We start from the raw sequence: 25,314 nt of genomic DNA, 5'->3' as shown, positions 1-25,314 counted from the left end.
GTGTCGGTCAGTCCTGTCTGCCACCCGGCACCGCGCCGTTTCGGCGAGGATGCAATCGCAGCGCCGGCCCGGTGTCTGGGCGGCGGATGCGAGCCGGCGAAGCGGGGGCCTCAGGACCTGGGCTTCCTATGTCGTTTCCGTGCAAGGCGGGCGGTGCGACGGCAGCCGGTCCTCATGACGATCCGCGCGCCACGCGCGCGCGCCCGGGACTGGCTGTCCACGCGGAAAAACGCCAACGGCGTGTTCGCTCATTTTGCGTACACGTTGTCGACGATATCCACAGCCGCCTTGAACGCCGTCTCTATATCCATTTCCGAGGTGTCGAGCAAGTGCGCATCGTCCGCCGGCTTCAAGGGCCCGACGGTCCGGGCCGCGTCACGGGCGTCGCGGCGTTCCAGATCGGCCTGGACGGTCTCCAGCGTGGCTTCGACGCCTTTCGATTGAAGCTCCGCGGTACGTCGCCTTGCACGCTCCTGCGCCGACGCCGTGCAGTAGAGTTTCACCGTTGCGTCGGGGCACACGACCGTGCCGATGTCACGTCCGTCCAGCACCGCGCCCGGCGGCTCCATCGCGAAGGCGCGTTGCAGGCGCACCAGCTCCTGGCGCAGACCCGGCAAAACCGCGATCCGCGAGGCCGCCTCGCCGATTTCATGCGCCGACAGCACATCGCGGTCGAGCGCGCCGAGATCGAGATTGCGCGCTGTCGCCACTGCCACGCCCTCGTCGCCGAGCGGCAGGCCGCGCGCCAGAAGGGCGGCTGCGACCGCGCGGTAGGTCAGGCCGGTGTCGAGGTGGCGCAGCCCGAAATGCGCGGCGATCCGCCGGGCCAGCGTGCCCTTGCCCGATGCGGCCGGTCCGTCGATTGCGATGATCATGCCGCGTTCTCCCCGCGCGGTGCCAGCGACGCGCCAAGGTCGGCGAACAGATCGAGGAACGTGGGAAAACTGGTGGCGATCACATTGGCATCGTCGATGCTCACGGGATCGTCTGCAGCCATGCCCAGCACCAGGAAGGTCATGGCGATACGGTGGTCGAGATGGGTGACGACCGTCCCGCCCCCGATCGGTCCCTGACGGCCGTGAACCGTGAGTGAACTTTCGCCTTCCTCGCAGACGATGCGGTTCGCGGCGAGCCCGGCGGCGACGGCCGCAAGTCGGTCGCTCTCCTTGACGCGCAGCTCTTCCAGGCCGTGCATAACGGTCTGTCCCTGGGCAAAGGCGGCGGCGACCGCAAGCACGGGATACTCGTCGATCATCGAGGGCGCGCGTTCGGGCGGGACCTCGATGCCGGTCAGCCGGGAGTGTTTGACGCGGAGGTCGCCAAGCTGTTCGCCGCCGGTCTCGCGAATGTTTTCGATGGAAAGATCCGCGCCCATCTCCTGCAGCGTCTTGAACAAGCCGGTGCGATGCTCGTTGAGAAGGACATCGGCGACGGTGACGTCCGACCCCGGCGTGATCAGCGCCGCGACGATCGGGAAGGCCGCGGACGAGGGATCGCAGGGCACGATAATGTCTTGCGGGCTCAGCTCCGCCGGGCCGGCGAGCGTGATGACACGTGCGCCGTCGGCATCGATCTCAACCGAGATGTCGGCACCGAAACCGGAAAGCATCCGCTCGGTGTGGTCGCGGGTGGCGACCGGTTCGATCACGGTCGTCTGTCCGGGCGTGTTGAGGCCGGCGAGCAGCACCGCCGATTTCACCTGTGCGGAGGGCACGGGCACCCGGTAGGTGATCGGTGATGGCGTTGCCGCGCCGCGGATCGACAGGGGCAGCCGGTCGCCGCTTCGCGCGATGACCAGCGCGCCCATCTGGCGCAGCGGCTCCAGCACCCGGCCCATTGGCCGGCGTGACAGCGAGGCGTCGCCGGCAAAGGTGGTGGCGATGGCATGCGTGCCGGCAAGCCCGAGCGCCAGGCGAACGCCGGTCCCGGCGTTTCCGTAATCGATGATGCCGTCAGGCTCCATCAGTCCCCCGACGCCCACACCGTCGATCCGCCACACGCCGTCCTCGTCGCGCTCGATCCGGGCTCCGAAGGCGCGCATGGCGGCGGCCGTGTTCAGCACGTCTTCCGATTCAAGCAGGCCGCGCACCGTGGTTCGGCCGATGGCGAGCGCGCCGAGCATCAGTGCGCGATGCGAAATCGACTTGTCGCCCGGCACCAGAACGCGGCCGGAAAGGCGGGATCCGGCGCGGGCCGTATAGGGGGTTGCAGGAAGCAGTTGGGACATGTTGGAATTCCGGATCTTCAAGCCGAGTGTTGCATGGCACGTCGTACCATGCCGGATGCGATCCGTCACCGTGGCGCTTGCGTGCGAAGATCGGCTTGATGCGGCCTCTTTGCCGGCCTCAACAAAGCGTTTGACGAAGCAGGTCGGATTAGGCTTTGACAGATCGGCGGGCAGTCTTTAAGCGAACGCCCGATTATCAAAAAACAAGGGTTGAAACCGTGGCAAAACCCGAACTTGGCACAAAACGGCTGTGCAGCGGATGCGGGTCGAAATTCTACGATCTGAACCGCGATCCGATCACCTGTCCGAAATGCGGCACGGTCTACATCGTGGCCCAGTCCCTGCGCCCGAAAAAGGCGACCAAGGCGGCGGTCGTCGAGGACGATGAAGACGAGACGGAAGACGAGGGCGCCGAGATCGTCAGCCTGGAAGAGGCGGACGCGGAGACCGAAGGCGATGCGGCCGTCTCGCTTGGCGATGACGACGAGGAGGTCGAGGACAATACGGCAAGCGACGACGTCTTCATCGACGACGAGGACGAAGAAGACGCCAACGTGCCGGGCATTGTCGTCGAGCGCGACGACGAGGATACCGACCGATAAGGGCAATGCCCGCTTGCGGGCATGTCCGGTGGCTGGGGTTGTCCACAGCCATCGAGCGGCGGAATACGGCGATTGTTCCGGCGGGCGATTATTCCGCTTGACTTGAGGGGCGGAAGACGTATTTTCCGCCCGCACCGGCCAAGGCGACCCCAATCGCCGACACGCCGCGAAGCTCCAGCAACCGCCGACCCTGTCGGCCGCCGCGGGAGCCTCAGGAACTGGAAGACGGGGCCATAGCTCAGTTGGGAGAGCGCTTGAATGGCATTCAAGAGGTCGGCGGTTCGATTCCGCCTGGCTCCACCAGTCTTCCCCTTTCCGCCAGCGCTCTGGCGCGGCGGCATCTCCCGGGCAGGACATGCCGGGGTCCCCTGACAGACCTTCTTCCCTTGTTCGGATTTCACGTCGGTCGTAGCGCGTTGCGCAGCCTCACAGGCTGTCGAACCAGTCGCCGTTGACCGTTACTTCCTCGATCATCCGTGTCGCAACGCCAAGCTCGTACTGCTTGAGCAGATCGCACAGCCGTTCGCCGTCGATGAGATCGATGGCGCCGTCACGCGTGGCCTCTTCCGAGGCCTGGCTGGTGAAGGCGCCGGTGGTGATGAAGAGGCCCTTGTCGGCGCGGCCTTGAAGTGCACCGCGAAAATCGCGGATCTCTTTCGAGCCGACGCTGCCCTTCCAGCGCTTGCACTGGAAATAGACCTGGAAGGAGACGAGGTTGACGCGCAAGACGCCGACCCCGTGGATGCCGCCGTCGCCGGTCTTGCCGCGCACCTCCACCTTGATGAAGCCTGCTTCGCGCAAAAGGCGCTGCGACAGCCGCTCGAAGGCGGACGGGTCCATGCCGCGCAGGGTCTCGAGCAGGACGGCCTTCCAGTCGCGATCGGTGCCGGTGGGCTCGTCCCCGTTCAGCTCGATCTCGTCGGACGCTGCGGCCTGACGTTTTGCCTTTCGCGCGGCCGCCTTGGCCTGTTTGTCCTGACGCTTGGCTCGCGCGCGCTCGCGTTCCTCTTCGATGACGCGCTTGTAGATCTCTTCCGTTTGTCGCGCGTCGACGATGGCTTCGCCGGTATCGGTCAAGGCCCAGATGCCGCGTGAAGAGTTTTCCAGGGCCCCGCCGCGCTTGAGGTAGGTCCTCGCCCAGGCTAGGAAGTAGGCGACCCGCGTGCGCGGATCGTTGCCGGGTTGGGTGTAGGACTGTTCCTCTTCGGAAACACCTTCGATCTCGATGACCTTCTCTTCCAGTTCGTGAATGGACGCGGAGCCGCCGATTCGCTTCAGTGCCTCGACGGTCGCCAGCATCATGCCGGGCAGATCCGGCATTCCGGTCGGCTGAATCGTGAAGCGGCGGGTCATGCGACGGGCTCCTCAGGCCGGAAAACGACGAGTGAATGAGGACCCTCGCTGCCGCCGGAGGGTTTCCAGCGCTCGATGAAGGCGTCGACGGAGGGAAAATCGTTGGACATGAACGGCTTTGAATTCTGAGAAGGACACGCAATGCGCCATCTAGCGCTGGTCTTTCGTGCAAAATCAACCGGGGAAGGCGGTGTGTGCGCCTGCGCGACGGGCGTTCCGGAACAAAACGCAGGCCACAAACGAAAAAAGCTCCGGCGAACCGGAGCTTTTTCGATAGTCTGGATCCAATTGGCAAGATCCAGCATCGGAATTTGGTGCCCAGGAGAGGACTCGAACCTCCACGCCCTTTCGAGCACTAGCACCTGAAGCTAGCGCGTCTACCAATTCCGCCACCTGGGCTCGTGAGGAGCGCTTGTAAGAGGCGAGCACGGCCTTGTCAACGGGCCTTTTGCGCTCATGTGCGGTTCGTGCACAACTGCCCTTCACAGATGCAGGCGCAGGGGCTAAGAGACGCTGACAGGTCCGCGCGCCGCGCGGGAAAGATCACGTCCGGCAAGGGAGCGACTGGCATGACGACCGCCTCCGGTTCATCCGCTCTGAATGGCAAGCTCGTTACCGTTTTCGGCGGCTCGGGGTTTCTCGGCCGCCATGTCGTGCGCGCGCTGGCGCGCCGCGGCTACCGCGTGCGCGTCGCCGTGCGCCGACCGGATCTCGCCGAGCACGTGCAGCCGCTCGGCGCCGTCGGCCAGATCATGCCGGTCCAGGCCAATCTGCGCCACCGCTGGTCGGTGGACCGCGCCGTGCAGGGCGCCGACGCGGTGGTCAATCTCGTCGGCATTCTCTACGAGGCCGGTGCCCAGTCCTTTGACGCGGTGCAGACCTTCGGCCCGCGTGCCGTCGCCGAGGCCGCCCGGGCGGCCGGCATCGACACGGTCGTTCATGTCTCGGCCATCGGTGCCGATCCCGAATCGCCCTCCGTCTATGGCCGCTCCAAGGCACTGGGCGAGGCCGGCGTCTTCGAGACCGTGCCCGAGGCTGTCGTGTTCCGCCCCTCCATCGTCTTCGGGCCGGAGGACGGCTTCTTCAACCGCTTCGCCTCCATGGCGCGGATGTCGCCGGTGCTGCCGCTTATCGGCGGTGGCGCAACGCGGTTCCAGCCGGTCTTTGTCGGCGATGTTGCGGAAGCCGTTGCCATGGCGGTCGACGGGCAGACCGCACGCGGCACGATCTATGAACTCGGCGGCCCCGAGATCAAGACGTTCAAGGAATGCCTGGAACTGATGCTTGAGGTCATCCGCCGCAAGCGTCTGTTGGTCACGCTGCCGTTTTCCGTGGCACGCGTTCAGGCAAGCGTGATGCAGTGGCTTCCCAGCCCGCCTCTCACCGTCGATCAGGTCGAGCTGCTCAAGTCCGACAATGTGGTCTGCGAAGAAGCGATTGCGGACGGGCGTACCCTGGAAGGGCTCGGCATCGAGGGACGTACGCTGATGGCGATCCTCCCGACCTATCTGGAGCGGTTCCGCGAGCATGGCCAATACGACGCCAATCGCGCCGCCTCCTGAGCCGACAATTCCGGGCGGCGGCGCGAGATTTGGCGCCGCCGGCCCGACGGGATCACAGCCGGTTTCCCCAGATCTTCGACATCTCGCGCATCAGCCGCAACTCGCGCTCGCGCACGCTCGTCTGCGCGCGATAGCCCTCTGGCGTGCGCGTCAGTCCGATGTCGGCCAGTTGATCCTCGCTCAACCTGTCGAGTTCCCTGCGGCTGCGCCTGGCGCGGCGCCACGCCTGCCAGCGATGGAAGAGCGTGTGCCACCACCGGACGCGACCGGTCTGCGGACGAAACGCGGGAACTGCGGTGAAGTTCGAAGCGGTCATGACCGTGCCCTTACCTTTTGAAAATATGTCGATAAGGGAGTGTCGCGCACCATACCTGACACCAGAGCGTCAGGTATGATCTGCGCATGATGGCTTTTTCCGCCGGCCGATCCGCGTTGCCGGCGAGGTGGCTCGGGCGGGAGGGGCGATGAACACCATAGAACGGGCGCTGGGCATCCTTCTGCTTTTGAGCGGCGGACAGCGGCGGGCATCCGGTCTTGCAGAACGGTTTGGCGTTTCCGTTCGCACGATCTACCGCGATATCGACAGGCTGATCGCGCTCGGCATCCCGGTCGAGGCCGAGCGCGGCGCGGAGGGCGGATATCGTCTGGCGCGCGGCTATCTGCAGCCGCCGATTGCCCTCACGCGGGGAGAAACGGCGGCCCTCCTCGTGGCGTTGACGCTGGTGCGCGGGCTGCGGGCGACGCCCCTGCTGGAGGACCTGGACAAGGCGCAGGCCAAGCTGCTTGCGTCCCTGCCGGGCAGCGCGCGCGAGGTGATGGAGCAGGGCGAGCGGATCGTGGCGATCGAGCAGCCGCCGGTCGACATCTTTCATCCGGAGCCGGAACCCGTTGCCGCGGCAGGAATGCAGGCTGCGGTCGATGCCTTCATGCAAGGGCTATTGGGGTCGCGTCGCGTGCGCATCCGGCATGAGAACCCCTATCGCGGAGAAGTCAGGGACTACGATCTCGAGCCTTGTGGCCTGCTGTTCGACCGGGACCGGTGGTACCTTTACGGCTGGGAGGTCGATCTGGGCGCGGAGCGGTTCCTGCGCGCCGACCGGGTCCGCCATGCGGAGGTCAGCGGCCTGGTTTTTCGTCCGCGCCTCGACATGACGGTCCAGAGCCAGACCGGCCGGACCTGGCTGTCGCGGGCGATGCGACGTTGGGAAGGCGAAGGCGTCGCCAGCGAAATTCGCGTGTCGCGCGAACAGGCCGCCCAGCTGGGTCGCGACTGGTACTACCGCCATGCGTTCTTTGAAGCGGAGCCCTGCGGCGGTGTCCGCGTCCGCGTTCCCAACGTCGACCCGGAGGTAATCCTGCCTCTGGTACGATGGCTCGGGCCCGGAGCAGACCTAATCTCGCCGCCGGACCTGCGGGCCCGGTTGGCGCGAGAGCTGGTGGAAATGGCGCAGGATGCCGGATCAGCCGGTGAGATATAGGCCCGCAAAGCCGGCCAGCCCCACCGCGATCCGCCACCAGGCGAAGGGAGCGAAACCGTGCTTGCCGACGAAGTCGAGCAGGCCGCGCACGACGAAGACGGCCGTGACGAAGGCAGCAATGAAGCCGACGCCGATGATTGTCGCATCGTCGATGGACAGGACATTGCGGTTCTTGAACAGGTCATAGGCGAAGGCGCCGGCCATGGTCGGCATCGCCAGGAAAAACGAAAACTCCGCAGCCGAGCGCTTGTCGGTCCCCATCAAAAGGGCGCCCGCGATGGTCGCGCCCGAGCGCGAAACGCCCGGCACCATGGCCAGCGTCTGGCAAAAGCCGATGGCGACACACAGCCACAGCGGATAGTCCATCGCATCGTGATAGCGCGGCTTCAGCGGCATCTTGTCGATTACCAGCAGGATGATCCCGCCGATGACGAGCGTGGTGCAGATCAGCGCGGGCGATTCAAACAGTACGGTCTTGATGAAGCCGTGCAGCATCACGCCGATGACCGCGGCCGGCAGGAAGGCGAGGAGCACGCCGAAGACAAAGCGCCGTGCCGAGGCCTGATACGGCAGCGCCGTGGCGATGGCGATGAGGCGATGCGCATAGACGGTGAGGATCGCGAGGATCGCGCCGAGCTGGATCAGGACCTCAAAGGTTTTGCCGGTGCTCTGGAAGCCGATGAAATGGCCAAGCAGCAGAATGTGTCCTGTCGATGAGACGGGGATGAACTCCGTCAGGCCTTCGACCAGGCCGAGAATCAATGCGCTGACGAGGGTTTCCGATTCCATGGACAAAGGATCTCCGATCGTGTCCCGACGGGGACGGAAATGCTGCGTTGTATAGCGCTTGCTGCGGGCGTATACGGGGGCGCGCCGGGGGGCGCCCGACGCGATCTTGCATCGTTTGATTAACCCCAAGCAGTTACAATCCTGTTATGCTGGTTCTTTATCGCCACCCCTTTTCTCCCGCATCGCGGTTCGTGCAGCTTGTGCTGAGCGAATATGGCGCGAAGGTGGAGCTCGTGACGGAGCGCCCGTGGGAGCGCCGCCGCGATTTTCTGATGCTCAATCCCGCAGGAACGGTGCCGGTCCTGCGCGAGAACGATGGCCCGCCGGTGTGCGGGGCCTTCGCGATCATGGAGTATCTCGACGAGACGCGCGGCTATGCGGTGGGCGACCGCCGCCTGATGCCGGATCATCCGGACGCGCGCGCGGAAACGCGCCGGCTGGTCGACTGGGCTGTGAACAAGCTCGACGCGGATGTTGTCGGGCCCTTCGTGCGCGAGCGCATCTACAAGCAGGAAATGCCGTCCTCCATGGGAGGCGGCTCTCCTGACTCAGCAATCCTGAGGGCGGCACGTGCCAACATCGGGCATCATCTGCGCTACTTCGGCTATCTGGCGGCGTCGCGCAACTGGCTGGCAGGCGAGCGGCTGAGCTTTGCGGATTTCGCCGTGGCGGCGGAATTGTCCTGTGCCGATTATCTGGGTGAGGTGCCATGGGCGGAGGAGGAAAACGTGAAGGCCTGGTACGCGCGGATCAAGTCGCGTCCGAGCTTCCGTCCGCTTCTGGCGGAAAAGATGCTGGGCATGCCGCCGGCGCCGACCTACGCGGATCTCGACTTCTAGAAGCGCCGGAGTTGTCGCAAAAGGCGGCCGCGCGTCTGAAGGCCAGCCTCTGCAAAAAGGCGGAGGAACTCGGCTTCGACGCCTGTGCGATCGCCGATGTCGATGGCATTCCCCAGGCGCCGGGGCGTCTTCGGCAATTCCTCGCCGACGGCCATCATGCGACGATGGAGTGGATGGCGGAGACGGAGACGCGCAGAGGCGCTCCGCGTGAGCTCTGGGCCGGCACGCGCCGCATCGTCACGCTTGCGATGACCTACGCCGGTGAGGGCGATCCGCTTGCCACGCTGGACGATCCCGGGGCGGCGGCAATCTCCGTCTACGCCCGCAATCGCGATTATCACGATGTCATCAAGGGCCGGCTCAAGGAGCTTGCCCAGCATCTCCTTGCACAGGCGCGTCGGCAGGGCGTGGAGGGCGCGGTCAAGGTGTTCGTCGACACAGCCCCCGTGATGGAAAAGCCGCTGGCCCAGGCTGCCGGTCTCGGCTGGCAGGGCAAGCACACCAATCTCGTGTCGCGCGATCTCGGGTCGTGGTTTTTTCTGGCCGAAATCTTCACGGACCTGCCGCTGCCGGTCGACGCGCCGGAGAGCGACCATTGCGGCTCGTGCCGGGCCTGCCTCGATGTCTGCCCGACGCAGGCTTTCCCGGCCTCCTACCGCCTCGATGCGCGCCGCTGCATCTCCTATCTGACGATCGAGCACAAGGGGCCGGTCCCGGAAGAGTTCCGCTCGGCCATGGGAAACCGGATCTATGGCTGCGACGATTGTCTTGCCGCCTGTCCCTGGAACAAATTCGCGCAAGCCGCGCGGGAGGCGAAGCTGCAGGCGCGTGAAGACCTGGTCGCGCCGCGGCTGAGCGATCTTCTCATGCTGGATGACGCTGGGTTTCGCGCGCTGTTTTCCGGGTCTCCGATCAAACGGATCGGCCGCGACCGCTTCCTGCGCAATGTTCTGATCGCTGCCGGAAACGCCGGCGATGAGGCCTTGGCGCCCCGCGTCGAATCGTTGCTCGAGGATGGGAGCGCCTTGGTTCGCGGCGCCGCCGTGTGGGCGCTCCGCCGCCTCGTTCCGACGGCGGAGTTCATGCGTGTGGCCGCGCGCCGCGAAGGGCTGGAATGGGACGCCGATGTGCGGGCGGAATGGGACGCGGCTCAGCGCCAGTAATCGGTGCCTTCCTTCTTGTAGAGGCGCGCGAGCACCATCTTGTGCACCTCTGACGCCCCGTCGACGAGCTTTGCCGCACGGGCATAGCGGTAGATCCATTCCAGGATCGTGTCGGTGGAATAGCCCCGCGCGCCATTGAGCTGGATCGCGGTATCTGCCGCCTGATGCAGCGTGTCGGCGACATGGATCTTGGCCGAGGACACTTCCGCGCGGGCCTTGTCGCCCTGATCCAGCATCCAGGCGGCATGAAACACCAGCAGGCGGCCGATCTGGATGTTGTGAGCGAGTTCGCCGAGCGCGAGCTGGACCGATTCCCGGTCGCCGAGCTTGGTGCCGAAGCCTTCGCGTTCGCTGACGTAGGCCTGGGCGATTTCCATGCAGCGCTGGGCCAGTCCCAGCCAGCGCATGCAGTGGGTAAGTCGGGCCGGGCCGAGACGGGTCTGCGTCAGGCGCAGTCCGTCGCCGACCTCCATCAGGCGGTTCTCGTCCTTGATCTCCAAGCCGTCGAACTCAAGCTCGCAGACGCCGCCGTGCTCGTCGGGGCCCATGTTGCCGATGCGTCGCACGATCCGCCAGCCGGGCTGGTCGGCGTGGAACAGAAAGCCGGTGAGATGCCGGCGTTTTTCTTCCGGATTCGGGTCGGTACGGGCCATCAGGATGAAATGTTTCGCCACTGCGGCGCCGGAGATATACCACTTGCGGCCCGTTATCCGCCAAATGTCGCCGTGACGTTCGGCGCGGGTCCGGATCATGCCGGGATCCGAGCCGCCGCCGGGGTGGGGTTCGGTCATGGCGAAGGAGGAGTTTACCTGGCCGGAAGCGACGGGTTTCAGCCACCAGTCCTTTTGCGCCGGCGTGCCGACCGCCTCCAGAACCCGCATGTTGCCGTCGTCGGGCGCGGCGCAGTTGAAGCAGGACGGCCCGAAGATCGAGCGATTGGCTTCGGTGTAGAAAATGCTTTGCCCGACCATCGACAAGCCGAGCCCGCCATGGGCCTCCGGCAGCTGCGGGTTCCACAGTCCGGCTGCGCGCGCCTTCTCGCGGATCGCGTCGCGCAGGTCCATGCGGATGTTTTCAAATTCATTGTAGCTTGCCGGGTCGCTTTCCAGCGGCTGGATGTGTTCGGCCACAAAGGCGCGCACCCGGTCGCGCAATTGCGCGTGGCGGGGGTCGATGGAAAAGTCCATGGATCAGGTCCTCAGGCGAGAAGGTGGCCGCCGTCGACGGGGATCGCCGCACCGGTCATGAAGCGCGAGGCATCGCCAGCCAGGAGCAGGAAAGGCCCGTCGAGGTCTTCGGGCTTGCCGATGCGGCGCATCGGGATCCTTTTGATCATGGCTTTGCCGGCGTCGGTCTCGAAGAAGCCTTGGTTGATTTCGGTTTCGACGTAGCCGGGCTCGAGCGCATTCACGCGAATGTTGTGACGGGCGAATTCCAGCGCCAGCGCGCGGGTCATCTGCACGACACCGGCTTTCGAGACGGCATAGGAGGCCGTCCCGGAGCTGACGCGCTCGCCGAGGATGGAAGCGATATTGACGATGTTGCCGGGTGTTCCGCTCTCGCGCCAGTGACGTGCGGCGGCAACCGCCATCAGCCAGACGCCGCGCAGGTTGACCGACATCACATCATCGAAGTCTTCGGCGGACTGGTCGATCGCCAGGCCCTGTCGGGCCGTCCCTGCATTGTTGATGAGCACGTCGAGACCGCCGAGCGCCGTGACGGCATCGACGACGCAGGCGTGGATCGAGGCGCCGTCGCTCACATCGAGCGCGATTGCGGCAGCGTCGGGCGCGCCGAGCTCCTTGAGGACCTCAACAAGCGCTTCCAGCCGATCCGTCCGCCGTGCCGCGATTGCCACCGACGCGCCGTTGCGCGCAGCGAGTTTGGCGAAATGTTCTCCCAGGCCACTCGAGGCTCCCGTGATCAGCAGGCGCTGTCCCGCGAGCGCGGTGTCACGATTCATAAGCGTCTTCTCCTGTGTCCCGCTCCGCCCGGAGCACTTTGTTTCGGCTGGAAGACTAGCCCCGATCGCGGGAAAATAAAAAGGGCGTGCGGATGCCTGCCGGGCGTCAGGCCGTCAGCCGGGCGAAGGTGTCCACCACCGCCTCGTAGGTCGCGCGCTTGAATGGAATGATGAGGCCGGGCAGCTCGCGCGCGCGCACCCACCGCCACGCGCAGAACTCCGGCTTGTGGCCCTCCGGCGGGTTCAGAATGTCGATCTCGGTCTCTTCGCCGTCGAAGCGGAAGGCGAACCATTTCTGGGTTTGCCCGCAGTAGCGGGCCGTGCGGGGATTTTGCGCGACCTCCGGCGGGTAATCGTAGGAGATCCAGTTGGGCGCCTCGGCGATGAGGCTCGCAGAGCGAATCGAGGTTTCCTCGTAGAGTTCGCGCCGCGCTGCCTGGAGCGGAGTTTCCCCCTTGTCGATCCCGCCTTGCGGCATTTGCCAGCAATAGCTCTCATCCGCCCCTGTGTTGGGGTGTCGCTTGCCGACCCATACGAGACCACGTGGATTGAGCAGCAGAATGCCCACGCAGGGACGATAGGGCCGGGGGGAGGCAGAAGACATGACCATGCTCCGGAAAGGGGACGCTTGCGGTCCATGTCCTAAAGCATTTTCCGGGCGGCTGGAAAGGGGCGCGATGCCGTTCGTGTCAGCGCGCCGTGCGGTCGATGGATGCGCTCACCGGGACCAGCTGCAGCCCGCGCTCGTCAAGATCCCGCGACCATTTCGCAAGCAGTTCCACCGTGACGGGCAGAGCCGTCGCGATGCCAACGGCCACGCCCTGCGCGCGGGCCGTGCCTTCGAGTTGCAACAGTCGTGCGGTGATGTCTTTCGGGCGCGGCACGTCGTCAATGACGAGATCCGCGTGCGAAAACGGCGTGCGAAGACCGCTCGCAGTCGGCGTTGCCAGGCTTCGCGAGGACGAACCGTCGTCGACGAACATCAGGCCGCGTTCGGTTATGGCGGTCAGCAGCTTCTCCAGCGGCTCTTCCGATGCCGTGAAGCGGGCGCCCATGTAGTTCATCACCCCGACGTAGTTGGTCATCCGGCTGAGCAGCCAGGCGAGGCGTTCGTCCATCTCGCGCGTGTTGTGGCTGACGAGCAGCGTATGGGGGCCGGGATCGTTGTCGGGATAGTCGAAGGGTTCCATCGGGAGCTGGAGCAGCAACTCGTGACCGTCGCGCCGCGCCCGCTGCACCCATCTGTCGAGGCTGGCGCCATAGGGGGCGAAGCCAAGCGTGATTTCGGCCGGCAGCTGCTCGATCGCCGTTTGCGTTCCGGTTTGCGACAGCCCCAGACCGCCGACGATGATCGCGATCTTCGGAATGGACGCGAAAGACTGGTTGGCGGGCCGTGCATAGACGTCGATTGGTCGCAGGCCGCTGTCGGAAACCTTGGGCAGGGGGCCGTGGGGGCCGGGTTCGGTAACCCTTGCATCGGCGCGCACGGACAGGCCGTTGGCGGCGGCGTCGGCGCTTGGGTGAGGACCGGGCGCATCCGTGGCGGAAAGCGGTTTCGGCTCGAATCTCGGACCCAGCGCCGTTTTTTGAATGTCGTTGCCGGCGGAGGGGGCGTCCGCGTCCTCGGGCAGGGACGGGCGGATCTCGACAACGCCGAAATCGCGCGAGGACAGCCCTTCCAGGGATCGCTCAAGCGGCACGGTCGCGGTCGGTTCGCCGCCAAGCGGATCGTCAACAACTCCAATCCACACCAGTCCGGTCGTCACCAGCACCGTCAACAGGCTGGCACCGATCAGTCCGAGAGGGAGATTGAAGTACTTGCGCTTGCCAAGCCCCAGCGGAGCCGACAGATCCTTCCCCGCCATGATACCTCATTTGCCGCGTTTGACGGGCGTTTGCTGCAACCGCTCCCTACGGCTGCCGCAAACGGTCATCGGTTGTATCAGTTCGGAATGCCGGCTTTCTGGTCGCCGACCGGCGGGAAGGCACTGTTCACCTGAACGCCGTTGAGCAGATCAAGAGCGAAGTTCAACTGTGCGTCGTCCTTCGGGTCCGGCGGGACATATGCCTGGCTCCCCGAGCCTTCCTCATCCTCGCCCTCGCCCTTGAGGTGGCCGCGCAGTCCGGCCTCGCCTTCGGTCTCGACCTTGCCGCGCAGCTCCTCGGGAAGCTCCTGCAGGAATTCGATGTCGGGCGTGATGCCCTTGGCCTGGATCGAGACGCCGGAGGGCGTGTAGTACCGCGCCGTCGTCAGGCGGATGGCACCGTTGGCCCCGAGCGGAACGATGGTCTGCACCGAGCCCTTGCCGAAGGAGCGGGTGCCCACGATGGTCGCCCGGCGATGGTCCTGGAGTGCGCCGGCGACAATCTCCGACGCAGAGGCCGAGCCGCCGTTGATCAGCACGATCACCGGGTAACCGTCGGCAAGGTCTCCGGAACGGGCGTTGTAGCGCTGTGTCTCGTCGGAATCGCGCCCGCGGGTCGAGACGATCTCGCCGCGCTTGAGGAACCCGTCGGAAACGGCGATTGCCTGGTCGAGGAGGCCGCCGGGATTGTTGCGCATGTCGAGCACAAATCCCTTGAGCTTGTCTTCGCCGATCGTCTCTTTCAGCTCTTCGATGCTCGACTGCACGCCGTCGAAGGTCTGCTCGCTGAACTGAGTGACGCGAACGTACCCGATGTCGCCTTCCGCGCGATGGCGAACGGAGCGGATGCGGATGACGTCGCGCGTGATGGTGATGTTGAGCGGCTCGCTGGCGCCTTCGCGGCGGACCGTCAATTCGATCCCGGTGTTGACCGGTCCGCGCATTTTCTCGACCGCTTCGGAAAGCGTCAGGCCCTGGACCTGTTCGCCGTCGAGATGCGTGATCAGGTCGCCGGCAAGCACGCCTGCCTGGAACGCCGGCGTATCGTCGATCGGCGTGACCACCTTGACGAGACCGTCTTCCATGGTGACCTCAATGCCCAAGCCGCCGAATTCACCGCGGGTCTGCACCTGCATGTCGCGGAAGTGCTTGGGCGAGAGATAACTCGAATGGGGGTCCAGCGAACTGAGCATGCCGTTGATCGCAGATTCGATCAAAGCCGCGTCGTCCGGGGTTTCGACGTAGTCGGAGCGAACGCGCTCGAACACGTCGCCGAACAGGTTGAGCTGCCGGTACGTATCCGAAGCGGCTGCATTCGCCACCCCGCTCACGCGCACGGGCATCTGGGACAGGGCCGTCACGGTTGCGCCACCAATGAGCGCACCGACCAGCAAGAGGGAAGCTTTCCGAATCATCCGCGAACCTTTTCGTCTTCGGGCCGAACCCACCATGGGGTGGGGTCGATCGAAATGCCGTCTTTCCTAAACTCTACATAGAGCACCGGCTGCGGTGCCGACAGGTCGAGTGTCGCTGCGCTGGCCACCCGGGTTTCCCCCATGGCCGCCACCGGCTCGCCTGCAAGCACGAATTGACCTTGCTCCACACTGGTTCGATCCATTCCGGCCAGGAGGACATGATATCCATCGCCGGCATTCAGGATCAAGACCTGACCGTAGGAGCGAAACGGTCCTGCATAGACCACCCAGCCGTCGGCGGGCGCCACGACCTGGGCACCAGTTCGTGTGGCGATGGAGCGCCCCCGGGTTTGTCCGCCGAAGCCGTCATCCATGCCGAAATCGCGCAGGGTCGTTCCGGCCACCGGCAGGTTCAGCCTGCCCTTGGCCTGCGCGAAGGAAATCGCCGGGGCGAGCCGCCCGGCATCGCTGAAGGGGTCTGCGGGAACCGCCTTTCCGTCGCGCGCCCTGGTCGCGTTGCGGGCCGCTTCGGCGGCGGCGCGCGCGCTGGCGATGTCGCGCTCAATCGTGGCGATCAGGTCCTTGAGGCTCTCGGCATCGTTCGCCAGTTCCTCCGACCGGGCCTGTTCCCGGGCAAGCTGGGCTTCGGTTGTTTCTCGTTCCTGCTTCTTGGAGGCGACCAGAAGCTCGACCCGCGCCTGTTCTTCGGTCAGCCGTTGCGCATCGGCGACAAGACGGTCGCGTTCGGCGGCGCTCGAGATCCGCAGCTGGCGCAGGCTGGAAAGGTCGCTCGTGAGCGCTTGCGCCTCCAGATGGATTTCCGGCATGACCGCATTCAAAAGAAGCGCGCTTCGAACAGCGCCAAGCGCGTCCTTCGGCCGGACCGCGAGTGCGGGCGGCGGGTGCTGGCCGATGCGCTGAAGCGCAGCCAGTACCTCGGACAAGACATCCTGACGTTCCGCCAATGATGCGCGCACCGCGTCCTCGTTTGTTCCCAGGCGACGCAACCTGTCTTCGGTCGCCGCCAGTTGCTCTTCGAGTTGCGTGACCCGTTGCGCCGTGCGCAGCAGTTCCGCGTTGAGGGCCTTGCGGTCGCGCTCGATCATGCGGATCTCGCGGGCGATCGCGGCCTGGCGTTCCTCCGACAGCGTGAGGTCCCGTGTCAGCGCGGAAAGTTCTTCTTCCCGCCGGGCCTTGCGTGTCGCAAGAGCTGGTTGCGCTTCGGACGGCCCCTCCGGATCCTCCCGGACACCCGCATCCTCAGTCTCGCTCTGTGCCCACGCGGCTCCGCCCTCTCCGGGCAGGTGGCCGGGCACGAGTGCGAGCCAGACGGCAGCGAGCAGCGGTCCTGTCCGCAATGCGATCGGCAGTTTCTTGCGCATTCACCACTCCGCCCGCAGTCACGCGACGGTCAAGCGCGGAGACCGCCGACAACGGGCACTTCGTAACGGGGACTGTGACGGATAGTCCGTAGGTATCAGAATGCCCCAGTCTCGTTAACGAAACGTCAACCCTAACGAATGGTGAACCGTAAATCCCTGCCTGCTCCGTCAAACAGCTATCGGACAATTAGGGCGGAATACGGGCAGGAACCCGCGCGATGCCTCACGCGCGGTGGTAGGGATGACCGCTTGCGATGGTGATCGCGCGGTAGATCTGTTCGGCAACGAGTACCCGCGCGATCTGGTGCGGCCAGGTCATCGGGCCGAGCGCAAGTGACAGGCGCGCGGCCTTCAAGAGGGCGGGGCCGTGGCCGTCCGGCCCTCCGATGACGAAGGCCACATCCGCCGTCCCGGCGTCGCGCAGACGAACCAAGTCCTCGCAAAACGACGTGCTGGAGCGTGTTTTGCCCGTTTCGTCGAGCGCGATGATGACGGCGCCGGACGGCATTGCCGCCAACAGGGCGCGGGCTTCCTCGGCCTTGCGGTCGTCGTCGCGCTGGGCACGCGATTCGGCGAGTTCCGACACCGAAAGCGGGCCGATCGAGACGCTCCGGCCGGCCTTGCCGATCCGGTCGGCGTAGCGGTCGAAAAGCGTACGTTCGGGGCCGTTCTTCAAACGGCCGATACAGGCGATGTGAACACGCATGAGGGTTTCCGCTGGATCCGCCCGACCGGGCCGTGCAGGCAAGACAGTGCGCTGCGCGAAGGTGAGACCGGAGCGCCATTTTGTCTTCAAGCGCGCGGACTGCAGGCGCGATCACCTGCCCGGTCAGGGCACGACGATGCATTGGTCCCGGGGCGACGGCACGGCCGCCCGGGACAGCAAAAAGCACACGTCAGGGAGCTCTGCGGGAACGCGATGTCCTGCCGCAGGCGTCTCCGCTTGTCCGCACCGTCTAGCCGGCGTAGTGGACCGGCGCGTTGTCGTCGACCGACCACATCTTTTCGATGTTGTAGAAGGCGCGAACCTCCGGTCGGAAGACATGGATGATGACATCGCCGGCGTCGATCAGGACCCAGTCGCATTGGGGAATGCCTTCGACACGGGCGCTGCCGTGTCCGGCTTCCTTGAGATCGCGCAACAAGTGGTCGGCGATGGCGCCGACGTGCCGATGCGAGCGACCCGAGGCGACGACGACCTGATCCGTCATCGGCGATTTGCCGGTGATGTCGATTGAGACAATGTCTTCGGCCTTTGAATCGGACAAGGAGGCCAAGACGGTTTCGTGCAGGTCCGCACGCGGAAGCGTGCCGGCTGCAGTGTGATGAGGAGCGGTCGGTGCCGTCCCCTCGGTTTCGAAGGTCATGCTCAGACGGATTACCTTTCGTCCAGTTTGCATCCTTGGGCAGGTGAACGGAATGTTCGCCGCCCGACCCCATGGGGACGCCGCGTCATGCGACCCTTTCCCCATGGACAAAGATAAGCTTCGGTTGTTGGCCTTTTCAAGACATCGCAGTTTCACCAAGGTCGCGCGGTGGCGCGCAGATGCGTCGATGACATGGGATCGCGCGGCGCATGCAAAAAGACCCAGGCCGGGGCAGGGCCGTCTGCAAGCCGTCGCGCGCGCCACTCCGCAAGCCGTGCGGACGCAAATGTTTGCGCCGCCGGAGACCACAAGGCCGACAGCGTGGCGCCTGGCCGGTCAACCACGGCGACGGGAGCACGCTCGAAGATCGAACGCCACGCCTGCCACCGGTGAAAGCCTGCAAGATTGTCCGCTCCCATCACCCAGACAAAACGGACACCCGACCGTTTTTGCTGAAGGTGCTGGATCGTTTGCGCGCTATAGCGTGTTCTCAAGCTCGCCTCAAGCGCCGTGACGCGCATGCGCGGGTGATCGGCGATTTCCTCGACACGGGCGAGCCGGTGCGTCAGCGGTTCAAGTTCTCTCGTGTCCTTCAGCGGATTGCCCGGCGTGACAAGCCACCAGACCTGGTCGAGCGCGAGCCGCTTGAGCGCCGTATCCGCCACGAGCCGGTGTCCGGAATGGGGCGGATTGAAGGATCCGCCGAACAGGCCGACGGTCAGTCCCGGTTCCGTGTGAGGGATCCGAAGATAGCGGTCGGCCACGGCCTCCGTGTTGCTCATCGTCGGCCGCGCTTTTGCATTGCCTGCGCGGGCATTCAGGACCGAACCTGCCCGATGCCGCGCACCCGGTACTTGAAGCTGGTGAGCTGTTCCACCCCGACCGGGCCGCGTGCATGCATGCGCCCTGTTGCGATGCCGATCTCGCCGCCCATGCCGAACTCGCCGCCGTCGGCGAATTGCGTCGAGGCGTTGAGGGTGAGGATGGCGCTGTCGACTTCCGCAAAAAACCGTTCCGCCGCCGCCTGGTCGTCGGTGACGATGCCGTCGGTGTGGTGCGAGCCATAGGTTTCGATATGCTCGATCGCGGCCGACAGGTCGTCGACCACCCGCACCGAAAGGATCGCGTCCAGATACTCGGTGCGCCAGTCGTCCTCGGTCGCGGGAATGGCGTCGGGCACGGCCGCGCAGACGCTCGCATCGCCCCGGATCTCGCAGCCGGCCGCGATCAGCGCGTCGCAGATCGGCTTGAGGTGGGTCGCGGCGACGGCGCGGTCGACCAGCAGGGTTTCCAGCGCGCCGCAGATGCCGGTGCGCCGCATCTTGGCATTGACCGCGATGTCGCGTGCCATGTCGAGGTCGGCCGACTTGTCGATCACCAGATGGCACAGGCCTTCCAGATGCGCGAAGACGGGCACCCGTGCTTCCTCCTGGACGCGGGCAACAAGGCTCTTGCCGCCGCGCGGGACGATCACGTCGAGGGTGCCGCCGAGTCCGGAAAGCATCTCGCCGACGGCCGCGCGGTCGGTGACCGGGACCATCTGGATCGCGGCCTCGGGCAGGCCCGCGTCGGCCAGTCCCTGAACCAGCGCTGCGTGGATGGCGAGGTTGGAGCGGATCGTGTCCGACCCGCCGCGCAGGATGACGGCATTGCCGGCCTTCAGGCACAGCGCACCGGCGTCCGCCGTCACATTCGGCCGGCTTTCGTAGATGACGCCGATAACGCCAAGCGGCGTGCGCACGCGTTCGATCTTGAGGCCGTTCGGCCGCTCCCAGGCCGCGATGAGCGAGCCGACGGGATCGTCGAGGGTTGCAACGGCTTCCAGGCCGCCGGCGACCGCCTCGATGCGTGCGGCGTCGAGCGTCCCGCGGTCGAGATAGGCGGCTGTCTGGCCATTGGCCCGCATGGATTCCAGATCCATGGCATTGGCGGCGAGAATTGCGTCGCGGGCGTTGCGCACGCAGGTGGCCATCGCGCGCAGGGCGTCGTTTTTCTGACCGCTCGACGCGGTCGCCAGAACGCGGGCGGCGCTGCGGGCCCGCGTTCCGATGTCCTGCATCAGGCCGGCGATATCCGTGTCCGTTTCCCGTGAAGGGTCAAGCATGTCCGCGTTCCTCTTCCGCTGCCGTGTCGCAAGGAGCGGTTTCAAGTGTCTGGTCGTTGAGCACGAGATCGTCGCGATGCACCATTTCGGCGCGCCCGGCGTATCCCAGGATCGCCTCGATCTCGCGGCTGTTGCGGCCCATGATCAACTGCGCGTGCCTGTGGTCATAGGCGACGATCCCGCGTCCGATGTCGCGCCCGTCGGGCGCGACGATCCGAACGGCATCGCCCCGGCTGAAGCCGCCTTCGATGCGTCGCACGCCAGCGGGAAGGAGACTGCGTCCGTCCACGACCGCGCGGATTGCACCGGCATCGAGTTCCAGCGTGCCGCGCGGCTCCAGATGACCGCCGATCCAGGCCTTGCGCGCACTCGCCGGCGTCGCGCGGGCCGAAAACCAGGTGGCCCGTCCGCCATTCTCGATTGCCGCCAGCGGGTTCATCCGGGTGCCGCTGGCGATCGCCATCGTCGTGCCGGCCGATGTGGCGATCCGAGCGGCGTCGATCTTGGTGCGCATGCCGCCGCGCGACAGTTCCGACCCGGCCGCACCGGCCATGGCCTCGATCTCGGGTGTGATCGCCGGAACCTCGGGCAGGAAGACGGCATTCGGGTCCTGCGCCGGCGGGGCTGTGTACAGCCCGTCGACATCCGACAGGAGCACGAGGCAGTCGGCGCTGCACATGGTGGCAACCCGTGCCGCCAGGCGGTCATTGTCGCCATACCGGATTTCCGACGTTGCCACCGTGTCGTTCTCGTTGACGATCGGAACGGCGCCGAGCTTCAGGAGCGTGGAGACGGTCTCGCGCGCGTTGAGATAGCGGCGGCGTTCCTCGGTGTCGCCGAGTGTCAGCAGGATCTGTCCCGCCGTCAGCCCGCGCCCGCCGAGCGCATCCGCATAGGCCTGCGCCAGCGCCACCTGACCGACAGAGGCGGCCGCCTGCGCCTGTTCCAGTTTGAGTGCCCCGGAGGGAAGACCGAGCACGCCCCGTCCCAGCGCGATGGCGCCGGAGGAGACGACGATCAGTTCCGCGCCCGCCTTCGCCAGCATCTTCAGGTCGTCGCACAGTGCGGCGAGCCAGTCGCGTTTCAACTGGCCGTCGGCCACAAGCAGTGAGGATCCGATCTTGACGACGATCCGACGGGAGCGGGACAGGCGTCCCGTCTCTGCCGTTGCGGGATGGAATAATTCGCTCATGATCTCCCAGGTCCGGTTTTGCGACTCAGGTGCTGCTCAGGGGCGCCAGGGTTCGGACGGCACTTGGGGCACGGTGTTCGCCTCTTCCGCCCTGTCGCTGTCGATGGCGCGCTGGAGCATGCGCAGGGTGAGGTCGACATTCTCGCCGCTGGTGGAGGAGAGAAGCACGGGCTTCTGCCCGCAGGCAGCCTCCAGTGCAGCGGCTTTCTCGTCCCTCAGTTCGGGGGTGAGCGCATCGACCTTCGACAGTGCAACCACTTCGGGTTTTTCCGTCAGACCGTGGCCATAGGCAGCCAGTTCGCCGCGCACGACCCGATAGGTCTCGCCGGGGTCTTCCTCGGTTCCGTCGACCAGATGCAACAGCGTGCGGGTGCGCTCGACATGACCGAGAAAGCGGTCGCCGAGCCCGACGCCGTCATGCGCGCCCTCGATCAGGCCCGGAATGTCGGCCAGAACGAAGCCGCGCCCGTCGATCTCCACGACGCCAAGGTTGGGGTGAAGCGTGGTGAAGGGGTAGTCCGCGATCTTCGGACGCGCCGCCGAAACCGACGCCAGGAAGGTCGACTTGCCGGCATTGGGCATGCCCACCAGCCCTGCATCGGCGATCAGCTTGAGCCGCAGCCAGATCCATTTTTCCTCTCCCGGCAGACCCGGGTTGGCATGGCGCGGGGCCTGGTTGGTGGAGGATTTGAAATGCGCATTGCCGAAACCGCCGTTGCCGCCCTTCATCAAGAGCAGCCGCTCGCCGACATGGGTCAGGTCGGCAATGACCGTGTCGTTGTCTTCCTCCAGGATCTCGGTTCCGACCGGCACGCGCAGCACGACATCGTCGCCCTTGCCGCCGGTGCGGTTCCGGCCCATGCCGTGCATGCCGGTCTTTGCCTTGAAATGCTGGTGGAAACGAAAGTCGATGAGCGTGTTCAGCCCGTCGACGCATTCCACGAAAACGTCGCCGCCGCGCCCGCCGTCGCCGCCGTCGGGTCCGCCGAACTCGATGTATTTCTCGCGACGAAAGGAGACGGCCCCGGCGCCGCCGTCGCCGGAGCGCACATAGATCTTGGCCTGGTCGAGAAATTTCATCTTTGCGTCGCTTTCTGCGCGGCCCTGTCGGCCGCTGTCCCGTTCATATCATCATGCAAGCGAAAAAACGCCGCCCGGTCGAGCCGGAAGTGCAGATCACGCTCGCCGGCGGTGTCCGATCCTGCGCGCGTGAAACCTGCCCGCGAAAGCACGGCCTGCGATGCCGTGTTGACACCGATGGCCCGTGCCGCCACCGCCTGCGTTGCCGTTGCGCCGAACAGCCATCCGAGCGCGACGCGTGCCGCCTCGCTCATGTAGCCTTTTCCCCAATACGCTCGGCCAAGCCAATAGCCGATCTCCGGCGTTTCGTCCAACGCGCGAAAAGAAATCACGCCGATCAGACCCGTTCCGTCGTCGAGCGCAAAGGCGATCTCGCGGCCGCGCGCGCGCTCAAGGTAGGCCAGCCAGTCGCGGGCATCCGCCGCGGTGTAGGGATGGGGAAGCCGCGCCAGGAAGCGAGTGACCTCCCGGTTGCCGGCAAGGGCCGCGATCCGGGCGACGTCAGACCCGGCGGGTGCCCGCAGGGACAGCCGCGCGGTTGCAAGCGTCGGAGGGGCGACGCCTGCAACCGGTGTCTCGCAGCCAACAGGCGTTTCTAGAGATCGCTCAGGCACTTCGCCCGTCCCCAGCGCTTAAGCGCCGTCCAGGTGCTCTTGTCGATCGCGAAGCGGTCGACCGAAACCGCGCCGCCGGCGCCGCGCGACATGATCATGCCCTGATCGAGGAACTCGAACCCGCATTTCACCAGCACCCGGCGCGAGGCGGGGTTGGTGACGCGGGCCGCGCCCGTCAGCCGGGTGATCGGCGTTGCGGAAAACACGAAGTCGATCATCGCCTGGGCGGCCTCGGTGGCATAGCCCTGGCCCCAGAACGGCTCTCCGATCCAGTAACCGAGATGGACCGCGCCGCCGTCTTCCAGCGCGCTGTAGCCGGCCGCGCCGATAAAACGGCCCGTTGACTTCATGCGGATCGCGAATTTCGCGCGGTGCGCCGTGCGCTGGGCGGCCTTGGCCACCAGATTGCGTCCGTCCTCGAGCGTGAAGGGATGGGGCATGGTGGCGACCATGGTCGCGACCTTGCGGTTGTTGGCCAGCGTGACGATGTCGGCGAGATCGTCGCTGCGCGGTGCGTCCAGACGCAGCCGCTCGGTGTCCTGCGGCGCAAGGGCCGCGCACAAACTCTCCTCGTCGAGGGTCTCTTCAAGATCGGCAACCATGGTGTCCTCCGGCAATGCGACAGAAAAACGAAAAGGGGAGATGGCGGCCCATCTCCCCTGATCTGTCACGATCTTGCCGGTTTTCTCAAACCGCCGGGTCAATGGGACGCCGGCGGTTTGGAAACAACACGTCGGCTTTACTCTGCAGCTTCCACGAGTGGCATTACGGTAATAAACGTGCGCTTGTTGGCCTTGTTCTCGAAGGTCACCTTGCCCTCGATCGTGGCAAAGATCGTGTGATCCTTGCCCATGCCGACGCCCGTGCCCGGATGCCATTTCGTGCCGCGCTGACGCGCGATGATATTGCCCGGAATGACGGTCTCGCCGCCGAACTTCTTGATGCCGAGACGGCGGCCCGCGGAATCGCGGCCGTTACGTGACGAACCACCTGCTTTTTTATGTGCCATGACGAAACTCCTCGTCCGAAATCTGTGCCTGAGGCGACGGGGCGTCGATTACTTCGACGCCAGCTCCGAAGCCTGTTCGATCCAGTTGTCGCGGTCGATGCGGCCCTTGAAGGACAGCGCGTCGTCGACGCGGGCGATGTCTTCCGCGGTGAATGCCGCGACCTGCGCGTAGGTGGTGATGCCGAGCGCATTGAGCTTCTTCTCGAGCACCGGACCGACGCCGGAAATCTTCTTCAGGTCGTCCGCCGGTCCCTCGGGAGCGGTGAACAGCACCGGAAGCTCTGCCTCTGCCGGAGCTTCGGCGGCCTTCTCGGCCTTCGGAGCGGCCTTCTTTTTGGCGGCCGGCTTCTTGCCGTCCGTCAGGATGTCGGTGATCTTCACGAGCGTGAAGCTCTGACGGTGACCGTTGCGGCGGCGCGAATTCTGGCGGCGACGCTTCTTGAAGATGATGATCTTGCGGGTGCGGGCCTGGTCGACGACCTCGCCGACGACGCTGGCGCCGTCGACGCGCGGTGCGCCGATCATGGTCTCGGTTCCGCCGCCGACCATCAGCACTTCGTCGAAGGTCACGGTCTCGCCGGGCTCGCCGTCGAGCTTCTCGATCTTGAGTAGGTCGTCCTGGGCGACAGTGTACTGCTTGCCGCCGGTCTTGATCACTGCGAACATGTCTCGCACGTCCTTCTTTTCGTTCTTCGATTTCGCTCACCTTGCCGTTTTGGCGATGAGCGGCCTGCGACGCACCCTTTGGCGCCCCGACGACGCGGGGACTTTTGACAAGCCGGCTCCCGGGACAAGCGACCGAGTGGGTCGCGAACGTCTTTGGGAAACGACTCTGCCGCAATTCGCCACGAAAAAACGCGGGCCGGAAGGCCTGGGTTTCAAGGTGGGTGGAAGCGGCGGAAGCCTCGGGCAACGATAAAGGGAGACAGAACCCCCTACGCGAAGCAGCGCGACTATACGGATCGGCGGTGGAAAGTCAACGCTTGCAGTGGCGGGAATAGCGGGCGTGCGGGCGCCTTTTGCCCTGCGCGACTGCGAGTGTGCGCGAAGCGGGAAAAACCTCCACCGCCCCCTTGTGCGACTTCGTGGTCTTCGCTATGTACGCCATCACGTCGCGACCACATCGCGAGACGTTTGCGGAGAGGTGCCGGAGTGGTCGAACGGGGCGGTCTCGAAAACCGTTGAGCGCGCAAGCGTTCCGAGGGTTCGAATCCCTCTCTCTCCGCCATTCCTTTTTGATCCCCACAAATCGATACGAACATCTTGATCGGACTGGTGGTTCTCGCGGTTCGAGAGCCATGCTTCCGTAC

26 protein-coding genes and 3 tRNA genes are annotated in these 25,314 nt (G+C 65.5%); 7 read left to right on the top strand and 22 right to left on the bottom strand.

Translation table 11 applies throughout. From position 1 onward, the window contains the following. Positions 1 to 248 precede the first annotated feature (248 nt). Together cmk and aroA are read right to left on the bottom strand one after the other, a co-directional pair. Entirely contained in the window at positions 249 to 875 is a 627-nt protein-coding gene (cmk, locus tag G572_RS0106130; RefSeq protein WP_029057712.1) for a (d)CMP kinase, read from the bottom strand. After that, complete coding sequence (gene aroA / locus G572_RS0106125; protein WP_029057711.1) at positions 872 to 2,227, bottom strand: 3-phosphoshikimate 1-carboxyvinyltransferase; 1,356 nt, start codon at positions 2,225 to 2,227, stop codon at positions 872 to 874. The genes cmk and aroA overlap by 4 nt, the downstream gene beginning before the upstream one ends. 218 nt (positions 2,228 to 2,445) lie before the next feature. On the opposite strand from aroA, the gene G572_RS0106120 reads away from it, so the two are divergent. Both G572_RS0106120 and G572_RS0106115 read left to right on the top strand, forming a co-directional pair. Beyond that, entirely contained in the window at positions 2,446 to 2,829 is a 384-nt protein-coding gene (locus G572_RS0106120; protein ID WP_029057710.1) for a TIGR02300 family protein, read from the top strand. Positions 2,830 to 3,056: 227 nt separating this feature from the next. Then, positions 3,057 to 3,132 (top strand) — tRNA-Ala (locus G572_RS0106115). A gap of 123 nt (positions 3,133 to 3,255) precedes the next feature. On the opposite strand, the gene G572_RS0106110 is transcribed toward G572_RS0106115, so the two are convergent. After that, positions 3,256 to 4,182: a restriction endonuclease gene (locus tag G572_RS0106110; RefSeq protein ID WP_084649916.1), complete on the bottom strand. Its 927-nt coding sequence runs from the start codon at positions 4,180 to 4,182 to the stop codon at positions 3,256 to 3,258. Positions 4,183 to 4,494: 312 nt separating this feature from the next. Continuing rightward, positions 4,495 to 4,581, bottom strand: a tRNA-Leu gene (locus G572_RS0106105). Between the two features lie 170 nt (positions 4,582 to 4,751). Between G572_RS0106105 and G572_RS0106100 the strand changes: the two genes are divergently transcribed. Then, on the top strand, positions 4,752 to 5,744 hold the full coding sequence (locus G572_RS0106100; protein WP_029057708.1) for a complex I NDUFA9 subunit family protein: 993 nt from the start codon (positions 4,752 to 4,754) through the stop codon (positions 5,742 to 5,744). Between the two features lie 52 nt (positions 5,745 to 5,796). Here G572_RS0106100 and G572_RS22800 read toward each other — a convergent pair whose 3' ends face one another. Then, positions 5,797 to 6,060, bottom strand: a complete 264-nt coding sequence (locus G572_RS22800; RefSeq protein WP_037545947.1) for a YjiS-like domain-containing protein — start codon at positions 6,058 to 6,060, stop codon at positions 5,797 to 5,799. 148 nt (positions 6,061 to 6,208) lie between these two features. Between G572_RS22800 and G572_RS0106090 the strand changes: the two genes are divergently transcribed. Then, positions 6,209 to 7,222, top strand: coding sequence for a helix-turn-helix transcriptional regulator (locus G572_RS0106090; protein WP_029057707.1), 1,014 nt, complete (start codon positions 6,209 to 6,211; stop codon positions 7,220 to 7,222). Here G572_RS0106090 and G572_RS0106085 read toward each other — a convergent pair. After that, the gene (locus tag G572_RS0106085) at positions 7,205 to 8,011 is read right to left on the bottom strand and encodes an undecaprenyl-diphosphate phosphatase (protein WP_029057706.1); all 807 of its coding nucleotides are present in this window, start codon (positions 8,009 to 8,011) and stop codon (positions 7,205 to 7,207) included. The two genes, G572_RS0106090 and G572_RS0106085, sit on opposite strands and share 18 nt — an antisense overlap. 146 nt (positions 8,012 to 8,157) lie before the next feature. Between G572_RS0106085 and G572_RS0106080 the strand changes: the two genes are divergently transcribed. Next, positions 8,158 to 8,850, top strand: coding sequence for a glutathione S-transferase family protein (locus G572_RS0106080; RefSeq protein ID WP_029057705.1), 693 nt, complete (start codon positions 8,158 to 8,160; stop codon positions 8,848 to 8,850). 11 nt (positions 8,851 to 8,861) lie between these two features. Then, positions 8,862 to 10,013, top strand: a complete 1,152-nt coding sequence (gene queG / locus G572_RS0106075) for a tRNA epoxyqueuosine(34) reductase QueG (protein WP_029057704.1) — start codon at positions 8,862 to 8,864, stop codon at positions 10,011 to 10,013. On the opposite strand, the gene G572_RS0106070 is transcribed toward queG, so the two are convergent. From G572_RS0106070 to G572_RS0105995, 16 genes are all read right to left on the bottom strand, one after another. Then, positions 10,001 to 11,200 (bottom strand): acyl-CoA dehydrogenase family protein, encoded by a 1,200-nt coding sequence (locus G572_RS0106070; protein WP_029057703.1) that lies wholly within the window; start codon positions 11,198 to 11,200, stop codon positions 10,001 to 10,003. The two genes, queG and G572_RS0106070, sit on opposite strands and share 13 nt — an antisense overlap. 11 nt (positions 11,201 to 11,211) lie before the next feature. Next, positions 11,212 to 11,976, bottom strand: a complete 765-nt coding sequence (locus tag G572_RS0106065; RefSeq protein ID WP_029057702.1) for an SDR family NAD(P)-dependent oxidoreductase — start codon at positions 11,974 to 11,976, stop codon at positions 11,212 to 11,214. Between the two features lie 106 nt (positions 11,977 to 12,082). Next, on the bottom strand, positions 12,083 to 12,580 hold the full coding sequence (locus G572_RS0106060; RefSeq protein WP_029057701.1) for an RNA pyrophosphohydrolase: 498 nt from the start codon (positions 12,578 to 12,580) through the stop codon (positions 12,083 to 12,085). A gap of 85 nt (positions 12,581 to 12,665) precedes the next feature. Next, positions 12,666 to 13,841, bottom strand: a complete 1,176-nt coding sequence (locus G572_RS0106055) for a divergent polysaccharide deacetylase family protein (protein ID WP_029057700.1) — start codon at positions 13,839 to 13,841, stop codon at positions 12,666 to 12,668. Between the two features lie 77 nt (positions 13,842 to 13,918). Next, entirely contained in the window at positions 13,919 to 15,256 is a 1,338-nt protein-coding gene (locus G572_RS0106050) for a S41 family peptidase (RefSeq protein WP_029057699.1), read from the bottom strand. Then, positions 15,253 to 16,638: a murein hydrolase activator EnvC family protein gene (locus G572_RS0106045; RefSeq protein WP_084649915.1), complete on the bottom strand. Its 1,386-nt coding sequence runs from the start codon at positions 16,636 to 16,638 to the stop codon at positions 15,253 to 15,255. Before G572_RS0106045 ends, G572_RS0106050 begins: the two co-directional genes overlap by 4 nt. Before the next feature lie 223 nt (positions 16,639 to 16,861). Then, positions 16,862 to 17,344: a 23S rRNA (pseudouridine(1915)-N(3))-methyltransferase RlmH gene (gene rlmH, locus G572_RS0106040; RefSeq protein WP_029057697.1), complete on the bottom strand. Its 483-nt coding sequence runs from the start codon at positions 17,342 to 17,344 to the stop codon at positions 16,862 to 16,864. 250 nt (positions 17,345 to 17,594) lie between these two features. Further along, positions 17,595 to 18,005 (bottom strand): ribosome silencing factor, encoded by a 411-nt coding sequence (gene rsfS / locus G572_RS0106035; protein WP_029057696.1) that lies wholly within the window; start codon positions 18,003 to 18,005, stop codon positions 17,595 to 17,597. 152 nt (positions 18,006 to 18,157) lie between these two features. Then, on the bottom strand, positions 18,158 to 18,787 hold the full coding sequence (locus G572_RS0106030) for a nicotinate-nucleotide adenylyltransferase (RefSeq protein WP_029057695.1): 630 nt from the start codon (positions 18,785 to 18,787) through the stop codon (positions 18,158 to 18,160). A gap of 35 nt (positions 18,788 to 18,822) precedes the next feature. Further along, positions 18,823 to 20,109: a glutamate-5-semialdehyde dehydrogenase gene (locus G572_RS0106025; RefSeq protein ID WP_029057694.1), complete on the bottom strand. Its 1,287-nt coding sequence runs from the start codon at positions 20,107 to 20,109 to the stop codon at positions 18,823 to 18,825. Further along, positions 20,102 to 21,301 (bottom strand): glutamate 5-kinase, encoded by a 1,200-nt coding sequence (gene proB, locus G572_RS22795; protein WP_051241755.1) that lies wholly within the window; start codon positions 21,299 to 21,301, stop codon positions 20,102 to 20,104. The genes G572_RS0106025 and proB overlap by 8 nt, the downstream gene beginning before the upstream one ends. A 36-nt stretch (positions 21,302 to 21,337) precedes the next feature. Further along, complete coding sequence (gene obgE / locus G572_RS0106015; RefSeq protein WP_029057693.1) at positions 21,338 to 22,381, bottom strand: GTPase ObgE; 1,044 nt, start codon at positions 22,379 to 22,381, stop codon at positions 21,338 to 21,340. Next, positions 22,378 to 22,995, bottom strand: coding sequence for a GNAT family N-acetyltransferase (locus G572_RS25370; protein ID WP_051241752.1), 618 nt, complete (start codon positions 22,993 to 22,995; stop codon positions 22,378 to 22,380). The genes obgE and G572_RS25370 overlap by 4 nt, the downstream gene beginning before the upstream one ends. After that, positions 22,977 to 23,597, bottom strand: a complete 621-nt coding sequence (locus tag G572_RS0106005) for a GNAT family N-acetyltransferase (RefSeq protein ID WP_029057692.1) — start codon at positions 23,595 to 23,597, stop codon at positions 22,977 to 22,979. Before G572_RS0106005 ends, G572_RS25370 begins: the two co-directional genes overlap by 19 nt. 137 nt (positions 23,598 to 23,734) lie before the next feature. After that, on the bottom strand, positions 23,735 to 24,004 hold the full coding sequence (gene rpmA / locus G572_RS0106000; protein ID WP_029057691.1) for a 50S ribosomal protein L27: 270 nt from the start codon (positions 24,002 to 24,004) through the stop codon (positions 23,735 to 23,737). Between the two features lie 48 nt (positions 24,005 to 24,052). Next, positions 24,053 to 24,670, bottom strand: a complete 618-nt coding sequence (locus G572_RS0105995; RefSeq protein ID WP_029057690.1) for a 50S ribosomal protein L21 — start codon at positions 24,668 to 24,670, stop codon at positions 24,053 to 24,055. A gap of 472 nt (positions 24,671 to 25,142) precedes the next feature. On the opposite strand from G572_RS0105995, the gene G572_RS0105990 reads away from it, so the two are divergent. Further along, a tRNA-Ser gene (locus tag G572_RS0105990) sits at positions 25,143 to 25,232 on the top strand. Positions 25,233 to 25,314 lie beyond the last annotated feature (82 nt).

It is taken from the genome of Stappia stellulata DSM 5886, assembly GCF_000423705.1.
Classification (GTDB): domain Bacteria; phylum Pseudomonadota; class Alphaproteobacteria; order Rhizobiales; family Stappiaceae; genus Stappia; species Stappia stellulata.
This window is presented reverse-complemented; position numbering and strand designations above follow the sequence as displayed.